Source organism: Aeromonas sp. S13(2024) (assembly GCF_041402405.1).
GTDB classification, from domain to species: domain Bacteria; phylum Pseudomonadota; class Gammaproteobacteria; order Enterobacterales; family Aeromonadaceae; genus Aeromonas; species Aeromonas veronii.
This window is the reverse complement of record NZ_JBGLRA010000005.1, coordinates 64338-86699: the sequence shown is the minus strand read 5'-3', so window position 1 is coordinate 86699 and position 22362 is coordinate 64338. Positions and strand designations below refer to the sequence as shown.

General features: G+C 58.8%; 25 protein-coding genes. 5 read left to right on the top strand and 20 right to left on the bottom strand.

What is annotated here, in order from left to right:
- Positions 1 to 254 precede the first annotated feature (254 nt).
- Positions 255 to 1055 (bottom strand): putative RNA methyltransferase, encoded by an 801-nt coding sequence (locus ACB042_RS09490; RefSeq protein WP_108588144.1) that lies wholly within the window; start codon positions 1053 to 1055, stop codon positions 255 to 257.
- 125 nt (positions 1056 to 1180) lie between these two features.
- Complete coding sequence (gene crp / locus ACB042_RS09485; RefSeq protein WP_005335304.1) at positions 1181 to 1819, bottom strand: cAMP-activated global transcriptional regulator CRP; 639 nt, start codon at positions 1817 to 1819, stop codon at positions 1181 to 1183.
- Between the two features lie 300 nt (positions 1820 to 2119).
- Between crp and ACB042_RS09480 the strand changes: the two genes are divergently transcribed.
- Both ACB042_RS09480 and ACB042_RS09475 read left to right on the top strand, forming a co-directional pair.
- Positions 2120 to 2524, top strand: coding sequence for an OsmC family protein (locus ACB042_RS09480; protein WP_005362569.1), 405 nt, complete (start codon positions 2120 to 2122; stop codon positions 2522 to 2524).
- Between the two features lie 93 nt (positions 2525 to 2617).
- Positions 2618 to 2914 (top strand): MliC family protein, encoded by a 297-nt coding sequence (locus tag ACB042_RS09475; RefSeq protein WP_040067985.1) that lies wholly within the window; start codon positions 2618 to 2620, stop codon positions 2912 to 2914.
- Positions 2915 to 3051: 137 nt separating this feature from the next.
- Here ACB042_RS09475 and ACB042_RS09470 read toward each other — a convergent pair whose 3' ends face one another.
- The 3 genes from ACB042_RS09470 to ACB042_RS09460 are packed head-to-tail and all read right to left on the bottom strand — an operon-like array spanning position 3052 to position 4748.
- The gene (locus tag ACB042_RS09470; protein ID WP_164537598.1) at positions 3052 to 3585 is read right to left on the bottom strand and encodes a DUF4136 domain-containing protein; all 534 of its coding nucleotides are present in this window, start codon (positions 3583 to 3585) and stop codon (positions 3052 to 3054) included.
- A gap of 16 nt (positions 3586 to 3601) precedes the next feature.
- Complete coding sequence (locus ACB042_RS09465; protein WP_005335299.1) at positions 3602 to 4471, bottom strand: phosphoribulokinase; 870 nt, start codon at positions 4469 to 4471, stop codon at positions 3602 to 3604.
- 52 nt (positions 4472 to 4523) lie between these two features.
- Positions 4524 to 4748 (bottom strand): YheU family protein, encoded by a 225-nt coding sequence (locus ACB042_RS09460; protein ID WP_005335298.1) that lies wholly within the window; start codon positions 4746 to 4748, stop codon positions 4524 to 4526.
- A 97-nt stretch (positions 4749 to 4845) separates the two neighbouring features.
- On the opposite strand from ACB042_RS09460, the gene ACB042_RS09455 reads away from it, so the two are divergent.
- A complete protein-coding gene (locus ACB042_RS09455) occupies positions 4846 to 5997 on the top strand; it encodes a GGDEF domain-containing protein (RefSeq protein ID WP_371178292.1) in 1152 nt (383 codons plus the stop codon).
- Here the strand turns inward: ACB042_RS09455 and ACB042_RS09450 are convergent.
- The 3 genes from ACB042_RS09450 to ACB042_RS09440 all read right to left on the bottom strand — a co-directional run bounded on the left by ACB042_RS09450 (position 5976) and on the right by ACB042_RS09440 (position 8741).
- Positions 5976 to 6962: a hydrolase gene (locus ACB042_RS09450; protein WP_371178291.1), complete on the bottom strand. Its 987-nt coding sequence runs from the start codon at positions 6960 to 6962 to the stop codon at positions 5976 to 5978. The genes ACB042_RS09455 and ACB042_RS09450 overlap by 22 nt on opposite strands.
- 66 nt (positions 6963 to 7028) lie before the next feature.
- The gene (locus tag ACB042_RS09445) at positions 7029 to 7928 is read right to left on the bottom strand and encodes a chemotaxis protein (RefSeq protein ID WP_371178290.1); all 900 of its coding nucleotides are present in this window, start codon (positions 7926 to 7928) and stop codon (positions 7029 to 7031) included.
- A 153-nt stretch (positions 7929 to 8081) separates the two neighbouring features.
- Entirely contained in the window at positions 8082 to 8741 is a 660-nt protein-coding gene (locus tag ACB042_RS09440; protein ID WP_100645228.1) for an AraC family ligand binding domain-containing protein, read from the bottom strand.
- 39 nt (positions 8742 to 8780) lie between these two features.
- Between ACB042_RS09440 and ACB042_RS09435 the strand changes: the two genes are divergently transcribed.
- Positions 8781 to 8984: a YheV family putative zinc ribbon protein gene (locus ACB042_RS09435; protein ID WP_005335287.1), complete on the top strand. Its 204-nt coding sequence runs from the start codon at positions 8781 to 8783 to the stop codon at positions 8982 to 8984.
- 143 nt (positions 8985 to 9127) lie between these two features.
- A complete protein-coding gene (slyD, locus tag ACB042_RS09430; RefSeq protein ID WP_100645229.1) occupies positions 9128 to 9799 on the top strand; it encodes a peptidylprolyl isomerase in 672 nt (223 codons plus the stop codon).
- 161 nt (positions 9800 to 9960) lie between these two features.
- Here the strand turns inward: slyD and ACB042_RS09425 are convergent, their stop codons facing one another.
- The 12 genes from ACB042_RS09425 to nrdR form a co-directional block, all read right to left on the bottom strand.
- Positions 9961 to 10902 (bottom strand): ABC transporter permease, encoded by a 942-nt coding sequence (locus ACB042_RS09425; protein ID WP_019445927.1) that lies wholly within the window; start codon positions 10900 to 10902, stop codon positions 9961 to 9963.
- A 3-nt stretch (positions 10903 to 10905) separates the two neighbouring features.
- Positions 10906 to 11880: an ABC transporter permease gene (locus tag ACB042_RS09420; RefSeq protein ID WP_005349514.1), complete on the bottom strand. Its 975-nt coding sequence runs from the start codon at positions 11878 to 11880 to the stop codon at positions 10906 to 10908.
- 99 nt (positions 11881 to 11979) lie between these two features.
- A complete protein-coding gene (locus tag ACB042_RS09415) occupies positions 11980 to 13536 on the bottom strand; it encodes an ABC transporter substrate-binding protein (protein ID WP_021230378.1) in 1557 nt (518 codons plus the stop codon).
- A 70-nt stretch (positions 13537 to 13606) separates the two neighbouring features.
- Positions 13607 to 15331 carry a dipeptide ABC transporter ATP-binding protein gene (locus tag ACB042_RS09410; RefSeq protein ID WP_371178289.1) on the bottom strand — a complete coding sequence of 575 codons (1725 nt, stop codon included), beginning with the start codon at positions 15329 to 15331 and terminating at the stop codon, positions 13607 to 13609.
- A gap of 487 nt (positions 15332 to 15818) precedes the next feature.
- Positions 15819 to 16313, bottom strand: a complete 495-nt coding sequence (locus ACB042_RS09405) for a phosphatidylglycerophosphatase A (protein WP_047438136.1) — start codon at positions 16311 to 16313, stop codon at positions 15819 to 15821.
- Positions 16310 to 17269 (bottom strand): thiamine-phosphate kinase, encoded by a 960-nt coding sequence (gene thiL, locus ACB042_RS09400; RefSeq protein WP_139732882.1) that lies wholly within the window; start codon positions 17267 to 17269, stop codon positions 16310 to 16312. Before thiL ends, ACB042_RS09405 begins: the two co-directional genes overlap by 4 nt.
- 57 nt (positions 17270 to 17326) lie before the next feature.
- Complete coding sequence (gene nusB / locus ACB042_RS09395; protein WP_005343514.1) at positions 17327 to 17740, bottom strand: transcription antitermination factor NusB; 414 nt, start codon at positions 17738 to 17740, stop codon at positions 17327 to 17329.
- Between the two features lie 14 nt (positions 17741 to 17754).
- The gene (gene ribE, locus ACB042_RS09390; RefSeq protein WP_005338866.1) at positions 17755 to 18225 is read right to left on the bottom strand and encodes a 6,7-dimethyl-8-ribityllumazine synthase; all 471 of its coding nucleotides are present in this window, start codon (positions 18223 to 18225) and stop codon (positions 17755 to 17757) included.
- Between the two features lie 276 nt (positions 18226 to 18501).
- Complete coding sequence (gene ribBA / locus ACB042_RS09385) at positions 18502 to 19611, bottom strand: bifunctional 3,4-dihydroxy-2-butanone-4-phosphate synthase/GTP cyclohydrolase II (protein ID WP_005343511.1); 1110 nt, start codon at positions 19609 to 19611, stop codon at positions 18502 to 18504.
- 149 nt (positions 19612 to 19760) lie between these two features.
- On the bottom strand, positions 19761 to 20414 hold the full coding sequence (locus tag ACB042_RS09380) for a riboflavin synthase (RefSeq protein WP_371178288.1): 654 nt from the start codon (positions 20412 to 20414) through the stop codon (positions 19761 to 19763).
- A gap of 55 nt (positions 20415 to 20469) precedes the next feature.
- Positions 20470 to 21579, bottom strand: coding sequence for a bifunctional diaminohydroxyphosphoribosylaminopyrimidine deaminase/5-amino-6-(5-phosphoribosylamino)uracil reductase RibD (ribD, locus tag ACB042_RS09375; RefSeq protein WP_371178287.1), 1110 nt, complete (start codon positions 21577 to 21579; stop codon positions 20470 to 20472).
- Positions 21580 to 21778: 199 nt separating this feature from the next.
- Positions 21779 to 22228 (bottom strand): transcriptional regulator NrdR, encoded by a 450-nt coding sequence (nrdR, locus tag ACB042_RS09370; RefSeq protein WP_005338880.1) that lies wholly within the window; start codon positions 22226 to 22228, stop codon positions 21779 to 21781.
- Between the last annotated feature and the right edge of the window lie 134 nt (positions 22229 to 22362).

The window sequence follows — 22362 nt, the reverse complement described above, 5'->3', positions numbered from 1 at the left end:
TCCCAACCTTGACTGGGCCTGAATCCATCGTTGTTTAATTGAGGTGACGAGGTCGTTATCAAGTCTGGGTGTGACGGTTTTTGACAAGATAAAAAGAGATTAAATTCAATGAATTATTTTCTAGTGACTTTTTTGACATCAAGGCTGTTCTGAGCAACAAGGTAGATGGCTCAAGTTGTGAGCTAGATCACACAGGGAAGAATGGGGCGGGCGGGAAAAACGGGGCGGGAGCCTTGCAAGGCTCCCCCCAGTGATCAGATGGGCTTTTGCCACAGGGTCAGCAGCAGATCCTGTTCCAGTTCATTCGGGCCCTGTTGAGCGAAAGCGTGACGCTGCTCACCGGTTGCCCGCCAGCCAAGACGGCTGGTCTCCAGAATAAAGCTGCGCATGGCCTGATCCATGGTGAGGCTGAACTGGCAGCGTTGTTGAGTCACCGGATTGAGGCCGCCGAGGGTTGGCCAGCTGAGGGGGTGTTCCATGCTCACCGGATTGAGGCTGACCCGCAGTTGCCACTGATGGCGCGGGCCCGGCTGCAGATAGAGCAGATAGCCACCGGGGGCCAGCCAGCTGACCAGCTGTTCGGTCTTGACCTTGAGATCGTTGACCAGCAGCACCTGAGCAGAGCCCGGTTGCAACGGCGCACGAGCGGGATCGGCAATGACAAACTGGCCGTCCGGCTGCGCTTTTTTGGCGGCAAAGATGGTGTTCTTGGCGATATCAACCCCGGCAAACTGCCAGCCGGGCAGGCGCTCTGCCAGCGCGCGGCAGTAGTAGCCTTCACCGCACCCAAGATGGATCAGCTCTTGTGGTGCCAGCGGAGCGAGCAGGCCAGCCATGGCCTCAACCAGCGGCAGTTGGTGGCCGGCTTCCAGGAAATGGTGCTTGGCGCGCATCAGGGCACGACTGTCGCTGTCTTTGGGGTTTTTCTTGCCGGGGATGAGATCCAGATAACCTTCCGGTGCCGGATCGAAGTGATGCTTGTTGTCGCAATAGCGTCCCTGGGAGGCTTCATGAAGATGGAGCGGACTGCGGCAGCGGGGACATTGAAGGTGCATAGTAACTCTCTGGGCGAATGCCGGAACAGTGAAGGGCGTTCGGGATTATAGGGGAGAGGATCAAAAAAGGCTGCCGTAGCAGCCTTTTTTATCCCAAGGCCTCAGTCAGGCCTGCGGACGGGTCATCAGCGAGTGCCAAATACCACAATTGTCTTGCCGTGGGCAGAGATGAGCTCCTGCTCTTCCAGCATCTTCAGGATGCGGCCCACGGTTTCACGAGAGCAGCCGACGATCTGGCCGATCTCCTGACGGGTGATCTTGATCTGCATGCCATCCGGGTGGGTCATGGCATCCGGCTGTTTGGCCAGGTTGAGCAGGGTCTGGGCGATCCGGCCGGTCACATCCAGGAAGGCGAGGTTACCCACTTTCTGGCTGGTGTGTTGCAGGCGCTTGGCCATCTGGCCAGAGAGACGCATCAGAATGTCCGGGTTGACCTGGATCAGCTGGCGGAACTTCTTGTAGGAGATCTCTGCCACTTCGCAAGAGCCTTTGGCGCGAACCCAGGCGGAGCGCTCGGGGTTCTCGTTCTCCTCGAACATCCCCATCTCGCCCAGGAAATCGCCCTGGTTCAGATAGGAGAGGATCATCTCTTTGCCCTCATCGTCCTTGATCAAGACGGCCACAGTGCCCTTGACGATGTAGTAGAGGGTCTCCGCTTTTTCACCCGCATGGATCAGGGTGCTCTTGGCGGGATACTTATGAATGTGGCAGTGCGACAAGAACCATTCCAGGGTGGGATCGCTTTGCGGTTTGCCAATGACCATGAGAATTCCTCTGTAGTGTCTTTTTATGGACTTGTGCGTCCGGGCAAGCTGCCAATCTTGCCATTCCTTGTATTGGTCGCAGTAGGATAAGAGCCTTTGCCTGTGCTGACAAGGCTTTGCGGGCTTTTGACAGAGCCCTTTGAGTAATGCCTGCTGCGCCGCTTCGGCCATTCTAGGGAAGATAGAGGTCGGAGATGTTGATTTTGATCTATTTCCATCCCAACTCCCCCTGTTCGGCAGAGATAAGCGACTGGGTTATGCTAGGGATCCATCATCATGATTAACAGGAGAGAGTGCGAGATGAAAGCCAAGGTCAGCTGGGTGGAAGGGATGAAGTTTGTGGGTGAGAGTGAATCCGGTCACAAGGTGATCCTGGATGGTGCCAACCCCGGTGAGGGGGCCAGCCCGATGGAGATGATCCTGCTGGCGGTCGGTGGCTGCAGCTCCATTGATGTGGTCTCCATCCTCGAAAAAGCGCGCCAGTCGGTGACCGCATGCCATGTCGATGTCAGTGGCGAACGGGTCGATAGCGTGCCCCGGGTTTTCGAGAAGATTAATCTGCACTTCGTGGTGACGGGCAAGGGATTGGCAGAGAAACAGGTGGCCAGAGCGGTCGATCTGTCGATGGAAAAATACTGTTCTGTTTCCCTGATGTTGGAAAAAGCGGTACAAATTACCCATAGTTATCAAATTGTTGAAGCTTGATAACGATTGTTTCGTTGGTACCCTGGCATAAGGCCGTTACGTAAGGCCACTGCACAAGGCCATGACATAAAGCCATTACATAAGGAAAGTGCAATGAAAAAATTGATCGCTCTGCTTCCCCTTTTGGGCCTGGCGGCGTGCAGCAGCCCGCAACCTACCCAGTATCAATACAGCCAATACCAGTGTGGCGAAGAGATGCTGGCCGTTACCTATGATGCCCAGGCTGACATGGTGCAATTCCCCTATGCCGGGGTTTATCACAAGCTGGCGCGTGTGGAGTCAGAGTCTGGCGCCAAATATTCCGACAGCGTCACCACCTTCTGGAATCAGGACAAACAAGCTCTCCTCACCCAGAAAGGAGTCACGCTGCTGACCTGTACACTTAAATAAGTGACCACAGTTAGCTGAAGGTGTGCGGCTTTGTGTCCGGGTCTGGCCTAGGCCGGATTGGGTCAAGAGGTTGAGACCACAAAAAACGGCTTGCCGGGAGGCAAGCCGTTTTTCTATCCATTATCACTAAACAAGCGTTAGTTGGTGGGGACGCGATTGAGCAGCTCGGCCGCGAGCTGTTGGCTAAGCGCCTGACGCTGGTTGTCTGCAATGCTCACATCGCTGGTCAGCTGGATGATGCTGCTCCAGACCGCTTTCTGGGTTTTGCGATCGAGCAGCACGATGGCCAGCGACCCTTTGCGCTGGTTGGCCGAGGCATATACCCCGGGCGTCATGCCAAGACGGGCGAAAATCTCGCCGTCACTCATATCCTTGCCGCCCGCGACGCCAATGGCGACCCACAGATCCGCCTCGTCGAGCGGTGCGCTTTGCCATCCCTTGCCATTGAGCTCCCGGCTTACCGCCTGCTGCATTGGCTCCAGCCACCCTTCCGCCAACTCACCGGCAAATTGATACTGTTCGGCCAGGGCGTAGCGCGGGGTTGCACCATAGGTCCAGTTGCCCATCGGGCGAACCAGCATGGTGCCGGACTCCAGCGTGGGGGCCGCCGGCCCGCTGCTGCAACCGCCAAGCAGGGCGAGCAGTGCCACAGAGAGATAAGCAAGCCGCATCGTGAACTCCTTTGAATCAGGTTATTTTGCCGGTTTCGATCAATTGCTGGATGAGCGGGCGCAGGATCAGCTCCATCGCAAAGCCCATCTTGCCACCCGGCACCACTATGGTGTTCATCCGCGACATGAATGAGCCATCGATCATCGACAGCAGGTAGGGGAAATCCACCTGCTTGATACCGCGAAACCGGATCACCAGCATACTCTCGTCCAGACTCGGGATCACCTTGGCGCTGAAGGGGTTGGAGGTATCCACCGTCGGTACTCGCTGGAAGTTGATATGGGTGCGCGAGAACTGCGGGGTGATGAAGTTGATGTAGTCATCCATGGAGCGAACGATGGAGTCGGTCACCGCCTCGCGGGAATGCCCTCGCTCCGAGGTATCGCGGATCAGCTTCTGGATCCACTCCAGGTTGACGATGGGCACTACACCTATCAGAAAATCCACGTGGCGGGCAACGTTGTGATCCTCAGTGACCACACCGCCGTGCAGCCCTTCATAAAACAGCAGGTCGGTATTGCTGGGCAGATGCTGCCAGGGGGTAAAGGTGCCGGGCATCTGGTTGAAGGGCACCGCCTCGTCAAAGCTGTGCAGGTAGCGGCGATACTGGCCATTGCCATCCTGCCCATAGCCTTGGAAAAAGCTCTCCAGCAGGCCGAAGTCATTGGCCTCAGGGCCAAAATAGCTGATATGACGCCCCTGTTCGCGCGCCTTGCGGATCGCTACATCCATTTCCGGTCGGGTGTAGCGGTGAAAACTGTCACCTTCCACCACAGCCGCGGTATATCCCAGTTGATGGAACATGGAGCGAAAGGCGTTGGTGGAGGTGGAGGTGCCGGCACCGGACGAACCGGTAACAGCAATAATGGGGTGCTTGGCCGACATGGGATTCTCTCTTCCTTGGGAATTCCGTTATAAGGTCCGGATTGCGGTTGGGTCAAGACTGCTCGATGAAGCGGTCTTTCATCACGATATTCACCGATTCGTGCAGCTCGCTATAGACGATGACAGCTTTGCCTTGCTGTAATTGTTCTCTCACTGCATCGACTTTGACGCCAAGCGGTACATCCTGCTCTCCATATTCGGTTCCCTCCTGCAACACAAAGTGTTCGATCAGGTTGGTCAGGGTGTCGCCGTCCAGTTCTTGCCAGGGAATGATCATTTAAAGGTCTCACAGCAAAAGAGGTGATCGTCAGGCTATTGTTGTGTTGAATCCCGCGAATGCAATCACTTTTTACCTTTTCACCGGAGTCTGAGAGATGTTGTCTGAAGCGCAGCGCAGCGCGCCGTTAACCCTGACTGAGCATCTGGACAGCGCACGTCGAGAGGCGATTGCCCGAGGCATGGTGTGGTTCTGGTTGTTGAACTGGCTGGTGGTATTGTTTCTTTCGATACGCTACGAGGTTTACAGCCAGGTCGGGCTCGCCAGTGATGACAGCTTGCCCTGGCGCTTTCAGAGTGAGCTGGCCCTGGTCATGGTGGTGCTATTGCTGCTACCTGTTGTCAGCCTGTTTTGTGACCATCTGCAGGATCGCCTCTGGTTACGGATGGCTGCGCTGGTGATGGTGCTATGGGGCGGACTCTGGACGCTGCACATCTACACGATTGGTCAGGTGGAGCTGCGGGGAGGGGTCAGCTATGCCAACGGGATCATGCGGCTCAACCTGCTGGCTGCGCTCATCGCGTTTTATCCCGATCGCAAGGTTTTTTATGGCTATCTCTTGGGCCCGATGACGGTGGGTGTGGGGTTGGAACTCTTTTTACGCGTCGATTTTCCCCAGATCTACCTGCTTGGCGTGTTGTTTGGCGTGATTGCGCTGGAGGTTGGCCGCCGCATGCTGCACCGCTGGTTTGAGTTGGCGATCATACGGGAGCATGAAAATCTGACGCTGCTGCGCCAACTTGATCAGCTCGCCAAGCAAGATCCTCTGACCGGTGTCGCCAACCGGCGGCACTTCAATATCGAGTTGGAGCGCGCGTTGGCCCATAGCCAGGAGAGCGGCGCTCCGCTATCGCTCATCCTGATCGATGTGGACTATTTCAAGCGCTTCAACGACCACTACGGCCATCAGGTGGGGGATATGTGTCTCAATGAGGTGGCACAAGCGCTCAACCGTGCGGTACGCACGCCATCTGATCTGGTGGCCCGCTATGGCGGAGAGGAGTTTGTGCTACTGCTGCCCAATACCGACCGTCAGGCGGCGGCCAGCGTGGCGCAGCGGCTGCAAGATGGCTTGGCCAGCCTGCGGCTGGAGCATCTGGCGTCCGAGGTTGCCCCCTGGGTGACGGTGAGTCAGGGGATTGCCAGCAATGTGTCCGGCGAAGGGGCTAGCCAGTTGCTGGAGCGGGCCGATCAGGCGCTCTATCGGGCCAAGGAGTCGGGACGCAATCAGTTCTGTGTTGCAGAGTGACTCTGTTCGGCAATCCAGCGACTGATCCGCTCATCCAGCCAGAAGCGGGGACGCCACGGAGTGCCGTGCAGAAAGCCGACATGGCCGCCGCGCTGGCTCAGCTCATAGCGCACCGTGGGCGAGAGTTGCTCCGGTCGGGGAATGACTGCGTGTGACATAAAGGGATCGTCGGCGGCGTGCAGGATCAGGGTAGGGATGGGGATTTGAGCCAGCAGCGGTAGCCCGGAGCAGCTCTGGTAGTAGTGGCTGGCGCTGTGAAAACCGTGCAGCGGCGCGGTGACCAGCTCGTCAAAGTCGCGCAGGGTGGCAATCTGTTCCACTTGTTTTGGTTGCCAGCGCTCGCCCGCTTTTTGCTGCTGACTGATCTTGTTCAACAGGTTGCGGCGCATGGTGCGCAGCAGGTAGTTCTGATAGACCTTGGAAAATCCCTGATTGACCCGCTCGGCACAGCTGGCCAGTTGCAGCGGGGCCGAGACCACCACAGCCGCCTTCAGTGCCGCAGGGCAGGCCCGCGCCAGCAGATTGACCAGCATATTGCCACCCAGTGAAAAGCCGATGGCGATCAGCGGTTTGCCCGGGAAGCGCTGGCTCAGCTCGGCAATCAGCTCCTGCGCATCACCGATGGCGCCGGAGTGATAGGCCTGCAGGTGCCGATTGGGCTCGCCGCTGCAACCGCGAAAGTGCATCAGCACGGCCTCTCTGCCCTCTTGCTGCAGGTGGGCGAACAATCCCTTGGCATAGTGGGAGTGAATGCTTCCCTCCAGCCCGTGAAACACCACCACCAGTTGCCGTTCATCAAGGCAGACCTCCCCGCTCCAGGCGAGGTCGACAAAGTCCCCATCCTGCAGTTCAAACCGCTCCGCCACAAAACGGGCAGGGGTGCGGCGCAGCCATTTGGGCAATATGGTCTGCAGATGAGGATTGCGTGCCCACCAGGGGGCGTGGAAGTGGCTCTCGGTCAGCATGGGGTCAGTCGGTCTGGGTCGAAGATAAGGAGGACGGGAGGTGTGTTCCTCCCGCCAGTCATTGGCTTATTTCAGCAGGCGATCGTGATGTTCGGCGCCGCGCAGCATGGCCTGGATCAGCTCGTTGGCTTCGAACTTGGTCAGCGCCTCATGGGCTCCCACCTGATGGGCCCGCTCCACACTGATCTCGCTGGAGAGGGAGGTGTGCAGGATGATGTAGGCCCCCGCCAGTTTGCTGTCGCTCTGCACTTCGAAGGCCAGCTCGTAGCCATCAAGCCCCGGCATCTCGATATCGCTCACCAGAATGTCGATAGGGGTCTTCTGGCTGGCCCGTTGCTGCATCAGGGTCAGTGCATCCTTGCCATTGGTACAGACCTCATAAGGAATATTGATGTAGTCCAGCGCTGCCATCAGCTGACGGCGGGCAACCGAGGAGTCATCAACCAGCAGGATCCGCATCGGCTTGATCCGCTCCCGCTGCACATCGGTCAGTACCGGATAGAGGTGGCTCGGATCGTCCGGATAGACCCGGGAGAGGATCAGCTCCACGTCCAGCAACTGGATCAGCTGGTCATTGACCCGGGTTACACCGGTTACGAAGACATTGTGGCCGAGGGCGGCGGGAGGTGATTCGATATCGCGCCAGTTGCACTCGGTGATCTTGTCGATACCCCGTACCAGAAAGCCCACCAGGGTGCGGCGGCAGTCGGTGATGATGATGAAGCAGTGCGGCATCTCCTCCTTGCTGATGGGGCGATAACCCACCGCCATTGCCATGTCGATCACCGGAATGGTGGAACCGCGCATGTTGGCGGCCCCCAACACGGTCGGATGCGAGTGTGGCATGGCGGTCAGCTGGGTGTAAGGGACTATCTCCTTCACCTTGAGAGTGCCGATGGCAAAGGATTGCTGGGCCGAAAGGTGAAACAGCAACATGCCTTGGGATTGATTGGCTTTGCTCGTCATGGCAGATGTCCTGTTGGTCGAAACGTTGGCAGTCACTTCAGGTCTCTAGCATAAAGGATTACGGTGGGGATGGCCCTTCCTTGTTAACGACCATCTGGCAAAAAACTGGACTCGTTCAGCCAATTTTGTTGGCGCATTCATACCTGTGTCCGGTTATTGAGCTCCATCTTCGCCAACACCCCACAGCTGGCAGGTCGCTTGCAATGCGGCCTCATCGGCATAACCCAGCTTGCTGGCCACCTGCGCGGGTTTGCTGCCGCCCTTGAGCAATCTGAGCGCCTGCAGCAGTTGCCACTGCTGTTGCAGTTCTTCCCCTGCCAGCGGTACGTCATCAAGTTGCTGCCACTGTACCAGGGCTTGTGCTTCGCCGCGGGCCAAAGCCTGCCAGCATTGCTGTAGCGCTTCGTTATCCTGCTGGCTGATGGCGCACTGTTGCAGCTCATCCAGGATCACCTGCAGTCGCTGACCGTAGGCCCCTTGCCACTCTTTCGGACGTTGCCACCGGGCTAGCGAGTCGAGCAGGGCATCGAGCAGCGGGGTCGTCTGCAGCCAGCCTGCCTGCTGCGGCTGAGCCACGCGCAAAGAGACATTCAGCTGATCGTACTCGCAACCGCTGAGGGGGTTGAAGGCGGCGAGGGCATCGGCGCAGAGCCAGAAGCTGCTGCCTGCCGGCAGCAATAGCTCATGTTGGCCCAGTCTCAGCAGCGCGGCGCCCCGGGTGATCCGCAACAGCTGCCCGACCGGAGTTCGTTTGCGGTTGCCGGCGTGCAGGCCCTGGCAGGAAAAATGGTGATACTCGATGGCGTGATGCATGTAAAAACCCTGATATGATGCTGCCTGGAGGTAACAAATATGGAAACCAGACGTAAAAAACGCTTCATTGCCGGTGCAGTCTGCCCGGCGTGCGGCAAGTTGGACAACATGATGCTGTATCTGGAGCATGGAGTCGAGAAGGTGACCTGCGTCGCCTGTGGCGATACCCAGGTACAAACGCCTGCCGAGGTCGACAAGCAGACTCGCGAGGCGGAAGAGGTGATCGGGGTGTTTCGCCCCTGATAAGGGAACGGCGGGTGGAATGAGGCTCTCCTTGCTGACGCTGTTGCCGTTTTTTTCGTCACTCAGTGGCGCCGCACGGCATATGCGCGGCCCGCTTTTTAGGGTATTCTGAGCCCGTTTTTTTCTATCCGCAGGATCCTGACATGAAAGTAGCTCCTCTGAGCGTGGTTACGCTGGAATACACAGTCACCGACGAGCACGGTGAAGTCATCGACAGCACTGTCGGCAAAGAGCCGCTGGTCTATCTGCACGGCACCCGTTACCTGGTCTCAGGCCTGGAAGCCGAGCTGGAAGGTCGCGCGGTAGGTGAAGCCTTCGAAGTGACTCTGGCACCGAGCCAGGCCTACGGCGAATATGACGAGACACTGGTACAAGAAGTACCGGGCGAGCTGTTCGATGGCATGGAAGTCTCCGAAGGGGATACTTTTGTGGCTGAAACCGACGATGGCCACCGTCCGGTGACCGTGGTTGAAGTGTCCGAAGAGTTCGTCAAGGTGGATGGCAACCATCCGCTGGCAGGCGTAACCCTGGGCTTCAAGGTCGAGATCAAGGACGTGCGTGCCGCCACTGCCGAAGAGCTGGCCCACGGCCACGTTCACGGTGCCGGTGGTTGCGGTCACGATCACGGTCATGACCACGATCACGGCGGCTGCTGTGGCGGCCATGGTCACGACCACGATGAGGATCACGGCCACGGCGGTTGCTGCGGTGGTGCTGGCCACGGTCACGATCATGGCCACGACCACGGTGACGACCATGGTCATGGCGGCTGCTGCGGTGGCGGCGGTTGTGGTGGCAAGGGCCATCACCACTGATCACGGCCACGCCGATGATAAAAAACCCGCATCAAGCGGGCATCAAATAAGAAGAGGGAGGCACTGCGCCTCCCTCTTCTTTAGCTTTTGCCCTACACTGTTAAGCTCAAATTACCTGAGCTTGTCTGCACAGAAACCTTCCCAACGCTCTGATTTTCTATTCACCCTTTGTAGATCTTGGGGTTAAACACATCCCGCAGCCAGTCACCCAGCAGGTTGATGACCAGCACCAGCACCACCAGACAGATGCCCGGGAAGGCGGTGATCCACCAGGAGCCGGAGAAGATGTAGTTGAAGCCGACGCTGATAAGCGAACCGAGCGAGGGCTGATCAACCGGCATCCCCAGACCGAGGAATGAGAGTGCAGCTTCACTCATGATGGCGTTGGCCACCTGCACGGTGGAGATGACCAGAATGGGCGACAGGCAGTTGGGCAGAATGTGGCGGAACATGATGCGCGGGGCGCGGAACCCCATCACCTTGGCCGCCTCCACATACTCCTTCTTCTTCTCGGCCAGCACCGAGGCGCGCACGGTACGGGCATACTGCGGCCACTCGGCGATACCGATGATCACCACCAGCATCATGATGGCAAACTTCGAGTAAAACTCGGAGCCAAAGGTTGCCTGAAAGATGGCGGAGATGATGATCGCCACCATCATGGTGGAGAACGACAGCTGCACGTCGGCAAAACGCATCAACAGGTTGTCGATGCGGCCACCGAAATAACCGGCAATCAGACCGATGACAATACCAAGCACCAGCTGCAGCGCCACCGCAAACAGGCCGATGGTGAGGGAGATACGGGCACCATAGAGAATGGTACTCCAGATATCCCGCCCCTGGTTGTCGGTACCGAGCCAGAAACGCTCCTCGCCGCCTTCGAGCCAGGAGGGGGGCAACTCGGCATCCATCAGATCAAAGCTGGTCTGGTCATAGACGTTGTGCGGGGCGAGCCAGGGGGCCAGCAGCGCCGCCAGCACGAACACAACAAACACCGCAAAGCTGAACATGGCTACCTTGTCCCGCAGGAAGTAGTAGACGATGTCAGAGTTCTTGAATCGTGCCCAACGGCTTGGGCTTGCAGTTACAGCATTAGTCATCTGTTACCCCTTGGCGGTCAGGTTAACGGTCGGGTTAATCAACCCGTAGAGCAGGTCGACCAGGGTATTGGTCACCACGAAGATCAGTCCCACGAAGATGACGTAGGCGGTGATCAGCGGGGTATCGACCCGGTGGATCGCCTCAAGGAACAGGAAGCCGGTGCCCGGCCACTGGAACACGCTCTCGGTCAGAATGGTGTAGGCCACCATGGTGCCGATCTGCACCCCGCCGACGGTAATAACCGGCAGCATGGTGTTCTTCAGAGCGTGCTGATAGTAGACCTTGTTGTTGTCCAGTCCCTTGGCGCGGGCGAACTTGACGTACTCGGAGGAAAGCTGCTCCAGCATCTCGGAGCGCACCAGCCGGATAAACAGCGGCAGCATGATGGAAGAGAGGGACACCGCCGGCAGGATCAGATGCAGGATGCCATCCCAGGTGAAGAAGCCCGACTCCCAGCCCAGCAGGTTACGGGTCTCGCCGCGGCCATAGGCAGGCAGCCAGCCCAGCTGGATGGAGAAGAGGTACATCAGCATGATGGCGGTCAAAAATACCGGGATCGAGATACCGATACTGCTCCCCGCCATGATGATCTTGGTGGGAATGCTGCGCGGGCGGATCGCCGAATAGACACCGAGTGGAATGGAGACCACCACGATGATGAGCGCGGCAGCAAACACCAGCTCAAGGGTAGCCACCAGCTTGTCGAGAATCACCTCGAGAGCAGGTCGCTTGAAGAAATAGGAGGTGCCCAAATCCCCATGCACCGCATTTTTCAGAAAGCGGCTGTATTTGATGAGGAAGGGATCGTTAAGGCCCATCTTCTCGCGCAACTCGTGACGCTGGGCTTCGGAGACGGATTGCCCCACCAGCTCGCGCAACGGATCACCCAGGTTATCCTGGATGGAGAAGGCGACCAGGCTGATGACGAACATCACTATCACGGCCTGATAGAACCGTTTCAGCAGGAATGTAAACATGCTTGTCCTTCTACGTGGCCTGTGTCGTGGCACAGGCTTCTGTTAGTGGGCGGAGTGGCCAGCTGACCACCCCGCCCCGTCCTTCCTTGCGACGTTCTCTTACTTGCTGACCACCAGGTCACCCAGGTAAGGGAAGTTCATCACGTTGACCACCGGCTTGATGTCGACGTTCTTCTTGGCGCCATAGGCCAGATCTTCCCAGTGCAACGGCACGTAGGCAGCATCTTCGATCAGCATGGCTTCGACCTTCTTGAGCATCTCGGCACGCTTGGCCGGATCGGTCTCGGCGTTGGCATCCATCACCAGCTTGTCAGCTTCGGCGTTGGCGTAACCGGCGCAGTTGTACTGACCCATACCGGTCTTGGCGTCCTTGGTGAAGGTCAGGAACTCGAAGAAGTTCGCGGTATCTTCAGTGTCGGAGTGCCAGCCGATCAGCTGCATGTCCGCGGCGCACTTGTCAAACTCGGGCCAGTACTGGGCCACCGGCATGGTCTTCAGATCCACCTTGATGTTGATCTTGGCCAGCATGGCGGAGACAGCCTGGGCAATCTTGACGTCGTTGACGTAGCGGGCAGCTGGGGAGATGAAGGTCATCTTGAAGCCTTTCTCGTAACCGGCCTCTTTCATCAACTCCTTGGCCTTGGCCAGATCATACTGGGGCACCAGCGCCTCGTTGTGACCGGCATAGCCTTTCGGGCTCAGCTGACCAGCAGGGGTACCGAAGCCCTTGTTGATCTTCTCGACGATACCCACCTGGTTGATGGCGTAGTTGATCGCCTGACGTACACGCTTGTCTTTCAGTGCCGGGTTGGTGTTCTGGTTCAGCTCGATGATGATGGCGCGGGTACCGGACAGGGTGACCAGCTGGGAGTCCTTGCCATTCTTCACGCGCTCCAGATCGTTGGGCGCAACCGGATAGATCATGTCCACGTCGCCACCCAGCAGGGCTGCAACACGGGTCGCATCTTCCTTGATTGGCACCACGGTCAGGTTCTCGACGTTACCCTTGGAGGCCTTGTCCCAGTAGTTGGCGTTGCGGGCATAATCCAGCTTCACACCCTGCTCGCGGAACTTGACGGTGAACGGGCCAGTACCGGAGACGTGGGTAGAGGCATAGGAGTCGCCGTTTTTGACGATCTCGGCCTTGTCTTTGCCCGCTTCGGTTTTGCCGGTGTAGAACTTGGAGTCCATCGGGAAGATGTAGGTGACGGTCTGCAGCACCAGCGGGAACGGCTTGGCGGTGACGAGATCCACAGTGTAGTCATCGACCTTCTTCACTTCGCTGATGGGATCGAAGATCGCCTTGAAGTCGACGGAGGATTTCAGGCGGTTGACGGTCCACACCACGTCGTCTGCGGTGAAGTCGTTACCGGAGTGGAACTTGACCCCTTTGCGCAGGTGGAAGCGGACAGTCTTGTCATCGACACGCTCGAACTTCTCGGCCAGACGGGGCTCGAACTGCAAGTCCTGGGTGTAACGCATCAGGGGATCGAATACCAGGTGCGACATCTCCAGGGTCTGACCGGAGAGCTGCTCCTGCGGATCCAGCGAAGTGGCGTCAGAAGCGACACCCACCTTGATATCAGCGGCTGAGACACTGAAGGCGAAACCGGCGGCAAACAGCGCCAGGGCAATCTTGGACAATCCTTTCTTCATCTTGTTCTCCATGCTTTTGGCTTTCTTATGACACTTTTTTTGACAAGCAGACCGGCGCACCGGCGCTCTCCTAGCTTGCGATTTCCAGCCCCTCGCGGGACATTCCCTTGAACTCCGGCATGAGGGAGATCAGCTTGCGGCTGTACTCATGCTCGGCATTGGTAAAGAGTTTCTCGGTCTCGGCCACCTCCACCAGATGACCGTGCTGCATCACCCCGATGCGGTCGCACATCTGGCGGATCACCGGCAGATCGTGGCTGATAAACAGCATGGTGAGCTTGAGCTCCTGCTGCAGATCCTTGAGCAGGTTGAGGATCTGGGCCTGCACCGACACATCCAGCGCCGAGGTAGGCTCGTCGCAGATAAGGAAGCGCGGGCGAGTGGCCAGGGCGCGGGCAATGGAGATGCGCTGGCGCTGGCCGCCGGAGAACTCGTGGGGATACTTGACCCCGGCACCACGACCGAGACCCACGTGATCCAGCAGATCGCCGACGATCCCCTCGATCTGGCTCTCGCTGCTCGCCAGCTGATGGAAGCGGATCGGCTCGGCAATGATGTCGCGCACCTTCATCCGCGGGTTCATCGAGGAATAGGGGTTCTGAAACACCATCTGCATCTGGCGACGCAGCGGGCGACGCTCGCGCTCGCTCTTGAGGGCGGTCAGATCGATCCCCTCGAAGAAAATCTTGCCGGTATCAGGCGGATAGAGACCGGTGATGGCGCGGGCAATGGTCGATTTGCCGGAGCCCGATTCCCCCACCAGACCGAAGGTCTCCCCTTCGAAGATCTCGAAGCTGATGTTGTTGCAGGCGCGCACATACTGGCGACGGCTCGGGATGATGGAGTCCTTGGTGACGAATTTCAGATCGACGTTCTCCACCCGCAGCAGCGCCCCTTCATAGGCACGCTCGTCCTGACTCTGGCCGAGCCAGTGGGTCTTGAGGTCGATATTGGTATCCGGCGCACTGGCATCCTCGATATAGGAGACCAGCGGGAAACGCACCAGCTTCACATCGGAGCGGGGTACCGCCGAGATGAGGCTGCGGGTATAGGGGTGATTGGGGCTGCCCAGCACCTGTTCGGTCAGGCCGAACTCCACCAGATCGCCGCGATACATCACCGCCACCTTGTCGGTAACGTTGGAGACCACGCCCATGTCGTGGGTCACCAGCATGCAGCCCACCTGACGCTCTTTGCAGAGGGCGCGGATAAGCTGGAGGATCTGATCCTGAATGGAGACGTCCAGCGCCGTGGTCGGCTCGTCGGCGATGATCAGCTCAGGATCGCAGGAGAGCGCGATGGCGATAACCACCCGCTGACGCATGCCACCGGAGAACTGGTGCGGGTACTGCTTGATGCGCAGCTCCGGCTGCGGAATACCCACCGCCCCCATCAGCTCCAGCGCCTTGGCAAAAGCGGCCTCGCGAGAGAGATCGGTATTGGCCAGAATGGTCTCCACCAACTGATGCTCAACGGTGAACAGCGGGTTGAGGGAGGTCATGGGGTCCTGGAAGATGAACCCGATACGGGAGCCACGGATGGCCCGCATCTCATTCTGGCTCTTGCCGGAGATGAGCTCGCCATTGAGATAGATATCACCACGGGCGATGCGACCCGGCGGGCTCAGCAGATCGATAACGGCGTTGCCGATGGTGGACTTGCCGGCGCCGGATTCACCGACCACCCCGACAATCTCACCCTTTTCGATAGAGAAAGAGAGATCCTTCACCGCGGCCAGCACCCCGTAGCGGGAGGGGTACTCGATCCGCAAGTTCTTTACTTCGAGCAAGGACATGTTTACCTCTGCGGGGGACATCCGTCCCAAATAATTCGTCCGTAAATCAGCCGCAGATGCCGGTTGTTACCTTGGGCAATATTTGCTCAATCCATGAGGCAGCGAAACCAGCGATCCGGGCGGGTTTTTTGCATTTTTTTGGAATAACCCGCGAGTAACTTAGACGGTTTGACCACGGGTGTAAATGATTGAGTTATACAATTCCGCAATGTTTTGTGCAGATAACCACCAATTCGGCAGAGATAAATGATGATTTTCGTCACACAAATGGCCGGTGCGTCCGTACATCTATTGGTATCATTACTTTAATTTCAACAACAACGCAACAAGCAGCATTTATCACTATTTCAAAAACGATCACGAGCCCCGAATGAGTAGTGAATATTTATGTGAAATGGATGATAAACGGCAGCATATGCCGATGAATGAAAATTAAGCAGATATAAATCGGGGGATGCAAGAACGGTCATCCCCCGGAAGGTGGCTCTCAACCGAGCCAGAATGCCAGTAATTGCATACAAAACAGGGCGAACAGGCCGGCGATCAGATCGTCCAGCATGATGCCCAGGCCACCGTGGATCCGGCGATCAAACCAGGAGATGGGCCAGGGCTTGAGCACATCAAACAACCGGAACAGCGCGAAGCCCGCCACCACCCACTCCCAACCGGCTGGCGCGGCGATCATGGTGACGCCAAAACCGATCACCTCGTCCCAGACGATGGCACCGTGATCCGGCATGCCGATGGCATCGGTGGCGCTCTGGCAGATACGAATACCGACCACAAAACCCACCACCAGCAAGGCGATAAACCAGTGGGTCGGCAGCCCGCTCACCAGCAGGTAGAGCGGAATGGCCGCCAGGGTGCCCATGGTGCCCGGCGCCTTGGGGCTGAGACCGGAACCAAACCCCACCGCCAAAAAATGAAGCGGATTTTTCAGATCCAGTCGTGTCAGCTCGGGCTTTATCCTGAACAAACTCATGCGAAGTGATCCCACCCTTTCAGCTGCAACTCGACCGCTTGGTCGCCACGCAGGTAGTCGATGCCCGGCTCGCCCGCCACGATGCGGCCGATACGGCTGAACTTGACCCCGCTGTGGGCCAGCGCCGTATCGAGCGCGCCGCGGTGCTCCTCTGGTACGGTGAAGCAGAGCTCGTAGTCATCGCCACCGGCCAGCGCCAGCTGCCACGCATCCTGCTCGCTCACCGCATCCTGCAGCACCGGTGAGAGCGGCAGCAGATCGAGATCGATCTGGGCCCGCACGCCGGAGGCCTTGAGGATATGACCGAGATCCGATGCCAGCCCATCGGAGAGATCCAGCGCACTACCCGCCAGCCCGCGCAGCGCCTGACCGGCCAGAATGCGGGGATGGGGGTGGTCGAGCCGTGGCAACACGGCAGCCAGCTGGTTCTCGTTGAGGGTGCGTTTGCCCAGCAGGTGGGAGAGCGCCAGCGCGGCATCTCCCAGAGTGCCGGTCACATAGATGCCGTCACCGGCTTTGGCACCGCTGCGCATCAGAGCGCGCCCGGCAGGCACCGATCCCTTCACCGAGATGGTGATGGAGAGCGGCCCGCGGGTCATGTCTCCGCCCACCAGCGCCACGTTGTAGTACTCGGCCAGCTCCAGAAACCCTTCGGCAAAACCGGCGACCCAACCTTCGTTGATGGCAGGCAGGGTCAGCGCCAGCGACACCCAGCGTGGCTCGGCACCCATGGCGGCGAGATCGGAGAGATTGACCGCCAGCGCCTTGTAGCCGAGATCCACCGGATCCATGTCGGGAAAGAAGTGTACGCCGCTCACCAGAGTGTCGGTGCTCACCGCCAGCTGGGTATCGGGGGGCAGGGTCAGCAGGGCACAGTCATCTCCAGGGCCCATCACCACGTCCTTGCGGGCGTGGGGGACCTTGAAGTACTTATCAATCAGCTCAAATTCACCCATACAGTAAAAAGCCAGCAATAAGCTGGCTCCTCTCTTAGATGCTGACGGACAGCAGGATCAACGCTTGTTCAGCGACTTGATCACCTTGTCCAGTACACCGTTGACAAACTTGTGGCTGTCATCGGCAGCAAAAGCTTTGGCCAGCTCGATCGCTTCGTTGATGACCACGCGCGGCGGTACATCATCACGACGGGTCAGCTCGTAGGTCGCCAGACGCAGGATCGCCTTGTCCACCATGTCCACTTCTTCCAGCGGACGGGAGAGGAAAGGTGCAAACACCTTGTCCAGCTCGCTGCAGTGGAGGGCTACCCCGAACAGCAGATCGCGGAAATAGTTCAGGTCTACACCCTTGGTGTCCTGATCGATCTTGAACTGCTCTTCGATGTCACCCACGTTAGCCTTGGTCATCTGCCACTGGTAGATGGCCTGGGTGGCGCAATGGCGGGCTTTACGGCGCTCAGACGGTTTCAATGTACTTCTCCTCGTTACACGTCCAGTTCTTTCAGGACGTTGATCATTTCGAGCGCTGCCAGTGCAGCCTCTGCACCCTTGTTACCCGCCTTGGTACCTGCACGCTCGATGGCTTGTTCAATGTTTTCAGTGGTCAGCACACCGAAGGCAACGGGAATTTCATATTCCATCATTACCTGGGCCATGCCCTTGCTGTTTTCGTTTGCCACCAGGTCGAAGTGGTAGGTGCCGCCACGGATGACAGTACCAACCGCCACGATGGCGTCGTATTGACCACTCTTGGCCAGCTTCTTGATGACCAATGGCATTTCAACCGCGCCCGGCACTTTTACCAGTGTCAGGTTGCTGTCCTGCACTTGACCTTGACGCTTCAGTACGTCCACCGCGCCGTTCACCAGACTGTCGTTGATGAAGCTGTTGAAACGGGCAACAACAATAGCAACGCGCGCCTCAGGAGCGGCGATATTTCCTTCGATAACCTTCATTGGAAATCCTGTATCTGTGCAATCAAAAGGGCCGGAGTCAAAAGTGCGCACATTCTAGCACAACAGACCCACGACAAAAACCATGGCCGCAATAGACGGCCATGATCGCGATTTAACCAGTCCGACGCGCTAACTCGCCGGTAAATTCCACAACTTCCAGACCGAAACCGCCCGGAAGGGGATGGTACTTCTCTGGTAGTACGTTATTCGCCGACGTACTCAACCACTTCCAGACCGAAACCACCCAGAAGGGGATGGTACTTCTCTGGTGGAGCTTTACTCGCCGACGTACTCAACCACTTCCAGACCGAAACCACCGAGGGCATGGTACTTCTTCGGCGAGCTCAAGAGGCGCATCTTGCTCACGCCGAGCGCCTTGAGGATCTGGGAGCCCACGCCAACCCGGCGTGAGGTGCCCTGCCACTTGGCTCCTTCCGGCGCCAGCCCCTTGTCGGCGGCTTCAAAACCCTTGACCCTAGCCAGCAGCTCGGCGCCATGGGATTCCGCCCCCAAAATCACCAGCACGCCGCCCTCGTCGGCAATGCGGGCCATGGATTTGGGCAGCGGCCAGCTGCGGGCGGCGTGGCGGTCGGTCAACAGCAGATCGCTCAGCACATCGTGCAGATGGACGCGCACCAGGGTCGGCTGGTCGGCCTGCACCTCACCCTTTTTCAAGGCGAAGTGAACCTGATTGTCGATGGTATCGCGGAAGGTGATGAGGTCGAACTCGCCAAACTCGGTGGGCAGCTTGCACTCGGCCACCTTCTCGACCGTGGTCTCGTGCTGGTTGCGGTACTCGATAAGGTCGGCGATGGTGCCAAGCTTGATGCCATGCTCCTCGGCAAAGATCTCCAAGTCAGGACGGCGCGCCATGGTGCCATCTTCGTTAAGGATCTCGACGATGACGGCGGCAGGCTCGAAACCGGCCAGACGGGCCAGATCGCAACCGGCTTCGGTGTGGCCGGCGCGGGTCAGCACGCCGCCATCCTGCGCCATCAGCGGGAAGATGTGGCCCGGCTGCACCAGATCGGCCGCCTTGGCATTGGCCGCCACTGCCGCCTGCACAGTCACCGCACGATCGGCGGCTGAGATACCTGTGGTCACCCCTTCTGCCGCCTCGATGGAGACGGTAAAGGCGGTGGAGAACTGTGCATTGTTGCGATCCACCATCAGCGGCAGCGCCAATTGCTTGCAGCGATCCCGGGTCAGGGTCAGGCAGATAAGGCCACGGCCGTAGCGGGCCATGAAGTTGATATCCTCCGGACGGACGCAGGAGGCGGCCATGATGAGGTCCCCTTCGTTCTCCCTGTCTTCGTCATCCATCAGGATCACCATCTTGCCAGCCTTGATATCGGCAATGATTTCCTGGGTTGTGCTCAGCGCCATGGGCTACTCCATCAGTGTGCTTGGGGGTTGAGCCCGCAGGCTCAACGCAAATGCGTGTGTATGTTGCTCTAGATTGGGGCTAGCGGCTCCATTTCAATCAGAGCGGGATCACAGAAAATCGTTTTGGTGGCCAGATTTAGCGCACACCGTCAGAGAAAACCGGCCTTGGCCAGCGTCTCCATGGTCAGGGTCGAGGCGCTGCTCTCCTGACTTTTCCCCATCATCAGCCGCTCCAGATAGCGGGCGATCTGATCCACCTCGAGGTTGACCTTGCGGCCCGGCTTCCAGCTGGCGATGGTGGTCTCCTGGGCTGTGTGGGGCACGATGGTCAGACGGAAAAGGTCCCCCTGCACCGCGTTCACGGTGAGGCTGATGCCATCCACCGCAATGGAGCCCTTCTCGGCGATATAGCGGGAGAGCTCGCCCGGCGCCTTGATCCAGTACTCGATGGCGCGGCCGCTGCTGGAGACGCTTTTCACTTCCCCTACTCCGTCTACGTGGCCGGAGACCAGATGGCCGCCGAGGCGGGAGGTGGGCATCAGCGCCTTCTCGAGGTTGGCCCGATCGCCCACTCTGGCGGCGGCAAAACCGGTACGGGAGAGGGTTTCCAGCGACACATCGGCGGTATAACTCTTGTCGCCCAGCGCCACCACGGTGAGGCAGACACCGTTGGTGGCGATGGAGTCGCCCAGTTTGACGTCGCTAAAATCCAGACCTGGTGCGTGGACGGTGAGGGCCATGTCATCGCCCTGACGGCGCAGCTCGGCCAGGGTCCCCACCGCTTCGATAATTCCGGTAAACATGCAGATCACCTTGCTGATGACAGGGGCTGATTATGCCCCCTTGAACATTGATAAATCAGGCTATTTTGGCGGTAATGCGAATATCCGGCCCCACCATGCGCACATCCTTGATGGCAAGCTTGGGCGCCTGGAACAGCCGGGTCAGGCCGGGCAGATGGAACAGGCCACGCCCCTCGTCACCCATCAATTTTGGAGCCTGATAGAGCACCAGCTCATCCACCAGCCCTTTTTCCAGCAGAGCGCCGCACAGCCGCGGGCCCGCCTCGATGAGTACCGAGTTGACATTCTGCTTGGCCAGCAGCATGAAGAGGCTGACCAGATCCAGCTTGCCATCCAGCAGCGGCAGCTCCAGCTGCTGCACCCACTCGGGCCACTCGCCGGACGCCTTGTGACGGGCCAGCAGCACCGGACTCTCGCTCTGGAACAGCGGCAAGTCGGGTGTGAGGCGGTTTTGCGAATCGACGATGACCCGCAGCGGCTGGCGCAGGGTCTCTTTGGGATAACTAGCCTTGACCGAGGGGGGCAGCTCATCCCAGCGCACGGTCAGGGAAGCGCCATCGGCCAGCACGGTTTCGGCGCTGGAGAGCACCGCATCGTGACGGGCCCGCAGTCGTTGCACGTCACGGCGCGCATCCGGGGAGGTGATCCACTGGCTCTCGCCGCTCGCCATGGCGGTGCAGCCATCGAGGCTGGCCCCCAGCTTGACGGTCACCCGCGGGAAGGCGGTACGCATCCGCTTGAAAAAGCCCGGGTTGAGCGCCTCGGCTTCGCTCGCCAGCAGGCCGAAATCTGTCTTGATCCCCGCTTCGGAGAGCATCCGCAGGCCACGTCCGCCCACCTGGGGATTGGGGTCAACCATGGCCGCCACCACCCGGGCCACGCCGGCGTTGATCAGCGCCTCGGCGCAGGGGGGAGTACGACCGTGGTGGGAGCAGGGTTCGAGGGTCACATAGGCGGTGGCGCCGCGGGCGTTGTCACCGGCGGCGCGCAGGGCGTAGACCTCGGCATGGGGCTCGCCCGCCTTCTGATGCCACCCTTCGCCAACCACCACGCCATCCTTGACCAGCACGGCGCCGACGCAGGGGTTGGGGGCCGTGGTGTAGCGGCCGCGGCGGGCCAGTTCGAGGGCCCGACTCATCCATTGGTAATCATCTTGACTAAACATTCGGGCTCCTTTGACAACACATCTCGACTTTACGCAGTATCGTAGGTTCGATTAGCGCAGCGTAATCGGACGCGGCTACATGGGTGAGCATGGCGGTTTACTTCTCCAGCTTGGCGATCTCTTCGCCGAACTCGCGAATATCTTCGTGTCCTGAGGTAGAGAGGGGCGAAGCGGATATCCACTTGCCCATCCGATACCATCATTTCTCCAATTTGGCGATCTCTTCACCGAACTCGCGAATATCTTCGAAGCTGCGATAGACGGAGGCAAAGCGGATATAGGCCACCTTGTCCAGACTCTTGAGCTCATCCATCACCAGATTGCCCACCAGCTCGGAGGCGACTTCGCGCTCGCCGGTGGCACGCAGGCGGGATTTGATATGGTTGACCGCCTTTTCGATGGCCTCCATGCTCACCGGCCGCTTCTCCAGCGCCCGCAGGATGCCGGCGCGCAGCTTGTCTTCATTGAACGGCTCGCGGGAACCGTTGGACTTGATGACGCGGGGCATCACCAGCTCGGCCATCTCGAAGGTGGTAAAACGCTCGTGACAGAGCAGACACTCACGACGGCGGCGCACCTGATGGCCTTCTGCCACCAGACGGGAATCGATCACCTTGGTATCAACCGCACTACAGAATGGGCAATGCATCGGACCTCCGGTGTTAATGGAACAGGGACCGGCCCGGCGGGCCAGGATCTAGGTCGGCCAGTGTAACACGGCCATCCAAAGCCGGTAAAAGCCAGAAAAAACAATGCCACCCGCAGGTGGCATTGGTCTCAAGC

Excerpts from the sequence above, each read along its gene's own strand:
- ACB042_RS09490 (WP_108588144.1), bottom strand. The coding sequence starts at position 1,055 with ATGCACCTTCAATGTCCCCGCTGCCGCAGTCCGCTCCATCTTCATGAA.
- crp (WP_005335304.1), bottom strand. The coding sequence starts at position 1,819 with ATGGTCATTGGCAAACCGCAAAGCGATCCCACCCTGGAATGGTTCTTG.
- ACB042_RS09480 (WP_005362569.1), top strand. The coding sequence starts at position 2,120 with ATGAAAGCCAAGGTCAGCTGGGTGGAAGGGATGAAGTTTGTGGGTGAG.
- ACB042_RS09475 (WP_040067985.1), top strand. The coding sequence starts at position 2,618 with ATGAAAAAATTGATCGCTCTGCTTCCCCTTTTGGGCCTGGCGGCGTGC.
- ACB042_RS09470 (WP_164537598.1), bottom strand. The coding sequence starts at position 3,585 with ATGCGGCTTGCTTATCTCTCTGTGGCACTGCTCGCCCTGCTTGGCGGT.
- ACB042_RS09465 (WP_005335299.1), bottom strand. The coding sequence starts at position 4,471 with ATGTCGGCCAAGCACCCCATTATTGCTGTTACCGGTTCGTCCGGTGCC.
- ACB042_RS09460 (WP_005335298.1), bottom strand. The coding sequence starts at position 4,748 with ATGATCATTCCCTGGCAAGAACTGGACGGCGACACCCTGACCAACCTG.
- ACB042_RS09455 (WP_371178292.1), top strand. The coding sequence starts at position 4,846 with ATGTTGTCTGAAGCGCAGCGCAGCGCGCCGTTAACCCTGACTGAGCAT.
- ACB042_RS09450 (WP_371178291.1), bottom strand. The coding sequence starts at position 6,962 with ATGCTGACCGAGAGCCACTTCCACGCCCCCTGGTGGGCACGCAATCCT.
- ACB042_RS09445 (WP_371178290.1), bottom strand. The coding sequence starts at position 7,928 with ATGACGAGCAAAGCCAATCAATCCCAAGGCATGTTGCTGTTTCACCTT.
- ACB042_RS09440 (WP_100645228.1), bottom strand. The coding sequence starts at position 8,741 with ATGCATCACGCCATCGAGTATCACCATTTTTCCTGCCAGGGCCTGCAC.
- ACB042_RS09435 (WP_005335287.1), top strand. The coding sequence starts at position 8,781 with ATGGAAACCAGACGTAAAAAACGCTTCATTGCCGGTGCAGTCTGCCCG.
- slyD (WP_100645229.1), top strand. The coding sequence starts at position 9,128 with ATGAAAGTAGCTCCTCTGAGCGTGGTTACGCTGGAATACACAGTCACC.
- ACB042_RS09425 (WP_019445927.1), bottom strand. The coding sequence starts at position 10,902 with ATGACTAATGCTGTAACTGCAAGCCCAAGCCGTTGGGCACGATTCAAG.
- ACB042_RS09420 (WP_005349514.1), bottom strand. The coding sequence starts at position 11,880 with ATGTTTACATTCCTGCTGAAACGGTTCTATCAGGCCGTGATAGTGATG.
- ACB042_RS09415 (WP_021230378.1), bottom strand. The coding sequence starts at position 13,536 with ATGAAGAAAGGATTGTCCAAGATTGCCCTGGCGCTGTTTGCCGCCGGT.
- ACB042_RS09410 (WP_371178289.1), bottom strand. The coding sequence starts at position 15,331 with ATGTCCTTGCTCGAAGTAAAGAACTTGCGGATCGAGTACCCCTCCCGC.
- ACB042_RS09405 (WP_047438136.1), bottom strand. The coding sequence starts at position 16,313 with ATGAGTTTGTTCAGGATAAAGCCCGAGCTGACACGACTGGATCTGAAA.
- thiL (WP_139732882.1), bottom strand. The coding sequence starts at position 17,269 with ATGGGTGAATTTGAGCTGATTGATAAGTACTTCAAGGTCCCCCACGCC.
- ribE (WP_005338866.1), bottom strand. The coding sequence starts at position 18,225 with ATGAAGGTTATCGAAGGAAATATCGCCGCTCCTGAGGCGCGCGTTGCT.
- ribBA (WP_005343511.1), bottom strand. The coding sequence starts at position 19,611 with ATGGCGCTGAGCACAACCCAGGAAATCATTGCCGATATCAAGGCTGGC.
- ACB042_RS09380 (WP_371178288.1), bottom strand. The coding sequence starts at position 20,414 with ATGTTTACCGGAATTATCGAAGCGGTGGGGACCCTGGCCGAGCTGCGC.
- ribD (WP_371178287.1), bottom strand. The coding sequence starts at position 21,579 with ATGTTTAGTCAAGATGATTACCAATGGATGAGTCGGGCCCTCGAACTG.
- nrdR (WP_005338880.1), bottom strand. The coding sequence starts at position 22,228 with ATGCATTGCCCATTCTGTAGTGCGGTTGATACCAAGGTGATCGATTCC.